Source organism: Thalassospira sp. MCCC 1A01428 (assembly GCF_002115825.1).
In the GTDB taxonomy this organism is placed as follows: Bacteria; Pseudomonadota; Alphaproteobacteria; order Rhodospirillales; family Thalassospiraceae; genus Thalassospira.
The window spans coordinates 1-5,114 of record NZ_JFJZ01000095.1 but is presented as its reverse complement, the minus strand read 5'-3'; the positions used below and the strand labels follow the sequence as shown (position 1 = coordinate 5,114).

Genomic DNA, 5,114 nt, shown 5'->3' with positions numbered 1-5,114 from the left:
GGGGTTTTGTTTTGGGTGTTTGCCCGGTGTGTTCACATCGGCTGTTGTTCGTTAGATAAAGGTTATCTGATAGATGCAGTATTATCGGACCAGCCGATTAAAATCGGGATGAGAGACTGAAAATGAAAAAAAACGCCCGGCAGAATGTTTGCCGGGCGTTTCAAATTCACAGGATAATTGAAGGATCAATTAGCCGCTGTAATACATGTCAAATTCGACCGGGTGCGGTGACTGTTCAAAACGGATGACTTCTTCCATTTTCAACTTGATGTACGCTTCGATCAAATCGTCGGTCATCACGTCGCCTTTTTTCAGGAACTCGCGGTCCTTATCAAGGCTTTCAAGGGCTTCACGCAGGGATGCGCAAACGGTCGGAACTTCTTTGAGTTCTTCCGGCGGAAGATCATAGAGGTTCTTGTCCATGGCTTCGCCCGGATGAATCTTGTTTTCGATACCGTCAAGGCCAGCCATCAACATGGCCGAGAATGCCAGGTACGGGTTGGCAAGCGCATCGGGGAAGCGGATTTCAACGCGTTTGCCCTTCGGCGACGCGGTGTAGGGAATACGGCAGGAAGCCGAACGGTTACGGGCAGAATATGCCAGCAGAACCGGTGCTTCAAAACCCGGAACCAGACGCTTGTAGCTGTTGGTGGTCGGGTTGGTGAAAGCGTTCAGCGCCTTGGCATGTTTGATAATGCCGCCGATGTAGTAAAGGGCCATGTCGGACAGATCAGCATAGCCGTTACCAGCAAACAAAGGCTTGCCTTCGTTCCAGATCGACTGGTGGGTGTGCATGCCAGAACCGTTATCGCCCCAAACCGGTTTCGGCATGAAGGTGGCGGTTTTGCCATACTGGTGTGCAACCATGTGGATGCAATATTTGTAGATCTGGATCGCGTCGGCATGTTCGATCAGGGTGCCGAAACCGATACCCAGTTCGTGCTGCGACGGTGCAACTTCGTGGTGGTGCTTTTCGCAACGCACACCCATTTCGTTGATGTAGTTGACCATTTCAGCGCGGATGTCGTTGGCTGAGTCAACCGGCTGTACCGGGAAGTAACCGCCCTTCGGACCCGGGCGGTGGCCACGGTTGCCGCCTTCGAATTCGGTGCCGGTGTTATACGGACCTTCTTCGGAGTCAAGCTGGTAGCCCATGCCTTCGCCAGCGGTGGTCCAGCGAACGTCGTCAAACATGAAGAATTCAGGTTCTGCACCGAAGAATGCGGTGTCACCAATGCCGGCAGACTTCATGTATGCCAGTGCGCGTTTCGCGGTCGAACGCGGGCAACGTTCATAACCCTGGCCGGTGGCCGGTTCGATAACGTCGCAAACAACGATCAGGGTCGGCTGTGCGGTGAACGGGTCAACAACGGCGGTCGACGGATCGGGCATCAGAACCATGTCGGATTCGTTGATTTCTTTCCAGCCAGCGATGGACGAACCATCGAACATGATGCCGTCAACGAAAACGTCTTCGTCGATCGTGCAGATGTCCTGTGCGGTGTGCTGCCATTTACCTTTGGAATCGGTAAAGCGCAGATCCACAAACTGGATGCCTTTTTCTTTGATCAAATTAAGTACTGAAGCAGCGTCAGACATGATGCAACCCTTTAAAACTCAATAATATAGCGACCGTACAGCAAGCAGGGATGAAATGACCGATCAGATCGCGTCATTGCCCCGTTCGCCCGTACGGATACGGATCGCGTCCTCAAGCGAGGAAACGAAAATTTTACCATCGCCGATCCGGCCGGTATGCGCAGCCTGTTGGATCGCTTCAATCGCACGCTCAACCAGCGTGTCTTCGACAACAATTTCCAACTTCACCTTTGGCAGGAAGTCGACCACATATTCAGCACCACGGTAAAGTTCCGTGTGACCTTTTTGACGGCCAAAGCCCTTGGCTTCGGTGACGGTAATCCCTTTAAGGCCGATCTCCTGAAGGGCCTCTTTAACCTCGTCAAGCTTGAATGGCTTGATGATGGCTTCAATCTTTTTCATTAAGCGCCCTCTGCTTTGTGCGAGAGTTGCGATGAACTCGGTCAATGTGGTTAGCACGGCGCGTGCCAGTTTTAAGCTCCCGTCGCCGAGTGCCGATATTCTAGGGAGTCTTATGTCGAAAACCTAGAAAAACCCACCCGTTAATATGGAAATTTTCCAGGATGCTGATCGTAAATTAGGCATTTTGTATAAAATTTATGCAAAATGGCAATATTGGCTTAGCGTTTTGGAAAATTTGTAAAAAACGGTGCCGACAAATTACACCGCAACGCAAACAATCGTCGCTTCGGGGGCCGATATTGGCTTATTCGATTCTATTTTTGCGCGTGATCGTCATTTTATTGTTTTGCGGCTGCGTCATGCTGGTCATTGCGGGGCTGGCATGGCAAAAACATATCATCAGGATGGTATTGCCTGCATCAGCGGAGATAACGTGCAAGGATGCAGCAATAGCGGATATACGCATAAAGACAGATAAAAGGACGGTTCACGATGTCGGATTTTATTGGCAATCCCTTGTTTGCATCGGGCGGTATTACAATTTTCGAGGTCATGAGTGGCCTGGCGCGCAAACATAACGCCATTAATCTGGGGCAGGGTGCGCCCGATACCGATGGCCCGGCCGATATCCGTCAGGCCGCCGCAGATGCGACGATGAACTTGTCAAACCAGTATCCGTCCATGATGGGCATTCCTGAACTGCGCGAAGCGGTCGCACGTCATAATCAGCGTTTTTACGGGCTTGATGTGGATGCCCAAAGCGAAGTGATGGTTACCGCAGGGGCGACTGAAGCCCTGGCAAATGCCATTTTGGGTTTGGTCGCACCTGGGGATGAAGTGGTGTTGATTGAGCCGCTTTACGACAGTTATTTGCCAATTGTGAAGCTCGCCGGCGGCATTCCCAAGCTGGTACGTGTAACGCCGCCCCATTGGGAATTACCGCGCGCTGAACTCGCCGCGGCCTTTTCTGATAAAACCAAACTGGTGCTGATCAATTCGCCAATGAACCCTTGTTCAAAGGTGTTTAGTGACGATGAATTACAGTTTTTATCGGAACTGGTGATCAAGCACGATGCCTATGCCCTGTGTGACGAGGTTTATGAACATCTGGTCTTTGACGGGCGCAAGCACCGCCCGCTGATGACTTTTCCCGGCATGCGTGATCGGTGTGTACGTATTGGTTCAGCTGGCAAGACGTTTTCGCTGACGGGCTGGAAGGTGGGCTATATTACGGCCTGTCCCAAATTGCTGGAGCCAATTGCAAAGGCCCACCAGTATCTGGTTTTCACCACAGCCCCTAATTTGCAACATGGCGTGGCCTATGGCCTTAATCAGGATGACAGCTATTTTAACGGTTTTACCGCCGTTATGGAAAACAAGCGTGATTACCTGATGAAAGGATTGCGCGAAGTTGGCTTTGATGTGCTGGACTCCCAGGGGACGTATTTTATCACCTGCGATTTCCGTCCGCTGGGCTTTGAGGGCGATGATGAAGCGTTTTGCCAGTACCTGATCGAAAAGGTCGGCGTTGTTGCCATTCCGGTATCGGCTTTTTATCAGCAAGGCGATGTTCGCCATTTTGTGCGTTTTTGTTTCTGCAAGCGCGAGGAAATGATGGAAGAAGCGATCGAGAGAATGAAAAAGGTTTTTGTTGCCTAGTGATGCCGTAAGGTCGGCATATCGGGTTGCAATTAACGCAATAAAAAAGAGGGCATCGTTTTGGGGCGATGTCCTCTTTTTATTATGTGGGGCAAACAGGCCATAGATGGTTATTTCTGGTCAACCATTTCCCAGCTTCCGGTGCGGGCCGAGCGCGCCAGACCGTCCAGAATTTTCATATTGGCGATGGCATCTTCAATCGGGTAATCGACCTCGATCTCGCCGTTGAAAATGGCGGTCGCGGTTTCACCCTGCAAGGTATAGTGATTGCAGATCGGAAAAGTGATTTCGCGGGCTTCGCCAAAGCCGGGCTGTTTTTGGGTGCCAACGCGGATAAGGGCGAGGTTTTCCGGTACCGGGTTAAACGGCATGACAATTTCAATGCGTCCCTCGGTGCCCAGAATATGAACCCGCTGAACGGCGGCTGATTGTGTGCCGCAAACAAAGCTGGCCTGAACGCCGCTACCAAAATCCAGCATCCCTGAAACCAGCCGGTCTGTGCCAAATTTGGGGTCTTTATCCATCAGGGACACCACCCGGACAGGTTCACGCCCGGTAATGTAACGAGGGCCGATAATGCAGTAACACCCGATATCAAGCAGCCCGCCGCCGCCGATATCCTTTTTGTTGCGCACATTGCCGGGGTCGGTGTTGTGGTAGGTGAAAATGCTTTGAACGGCGGTTAAATCGCCGATCTGGCCGCTGGTTACCAGTTCCTGTGCATGTTGCCATTGCGGATGATGGCGCACCATAAAGGCTTCCAAAACCTGCTTGCCGCTTTTATCCCGGGCATCAATCAGGCGCTGCGCATCTTCGGTATCCATACCAATCGGCTTTTCGCACAAAACGTGTTTGCCAGCTTCCAGTGCCTTGATCGTCCATTCAACATGCAAATGGTTGGGCAGGGGGTTATACACCGCCTCGATCGACGGATCGGCCAGAAGTTCTTCATAGGAACCATAGGCGCGTGGAATGCGCAGGTTTTCGGCAACCTCGCGGGTTTTTTCCAAATCACGTCCGGCAATGGCCAGAATTTCCAGCTTGTCGCTTTGCTGCATGGCCGGAATAACTTTGGTGGTGCCAATATTGGCTGTGCTGATCACGCCCCACTTCATCGGATTCTCCGTTTCCTTATCCTGTCCGGTCGCGTGTACCCAAATCGGTGTACGCCGGATTCATGATATTGCGTTGACTTAATTGTTCCCATTCTGCCCCGATGCAAGTGAAATATGTGAGGGAAAAAAGCACGACGGTGAAAAGCACTGGTTCTGCCATGCGTTTTAACCGGCTTAAAATCGCGCTGAAAGGCGGTTTGCAGGTGTCATTTAGGGCAGTGATGAAAAAAAGTCGAAATCTCCGCTTGACGTACCCTGTCCCCGGCGATAAAAACCGCGCCACACGATGGCGGGTGTAGCTCAGTCGGTTAGAGCGCCAGATTGTGGCTCTGGAGGTCG

Annotated in this window: 5 protein-coding genes; 1 reads left to right on the top strand and 4 read right to left on the bottom strand. The window is 51.7% G+C overall.

All coding sequences use genetic code 11. The features are described from left to right. Window positions 1–189 precede the first annotated feature (189 nt). Entirely contained in the window at window positions 190–1,599 is a 1,410-nt protein-coding gene (gene glnA / locus THS27_RS25635; protein WP_085595767.1) for a type I glutamate--ammonia ligase, read from the bottom strand. Between the two features lie 63 nt (window positions 1,600–1,662). Then, entirely contained in the window at window positions 1,663–2,001 is a 339-nt protein-coding gene (locus THS27_RS25630; RefSeq protein ID WP_007091888.1) for a P-II family nitrogen regulator, read from the bottom strand. Between the two features lie 492 nt (window positions 2,002–2,493). On the opposite strand from THS27_RS25630, the gene THS27_RS25620 reads away from it, so the two are divergent. After that, window positions 2,494–3,660: an aminotransferase gene (locus THS27_RS25620; RefSeq protein ID WP_085595763.1), complete on the top strand. Its 1,167-nt coding sequence runs from the start codon at window positions 2,494–2,496 to the stop codon at window positions 3,658–3,660. Between the two features lie 110 nt (window positions 3,661–3,770). Here the strand turns inward: THS27_RS25620 and THS27_RS25615 are convergent, their stop codons facing one another. Both THS27_RS25615 and THS27_RS27270 read right to left on the bottom strand, forming a co-directional pair. Next, window positions 3,771–4,775 carry a Gfo/Idh/MocA family protein gene (locus THS27_RS25615; protein ID WP_085595761.1) on the bottom strand — a complete coding sequence of 335 codons (1,005 nt, stop codon included), beginning with the start codon at window positions 4,773–4,775 and terminating at the stop codon, window positions 3,771–3,773. A 16-nt stretch (window positions 4,776–4,791) separates the two neighbouring features. Beyond that, window positions 4,792–5,114 (bottom strand): hypothetical protein (locus THS27_RS27270; RefSeq protein ID WP_210403022.1); only part of this gene is annotated, 323 nt, incomplete at its 5' end.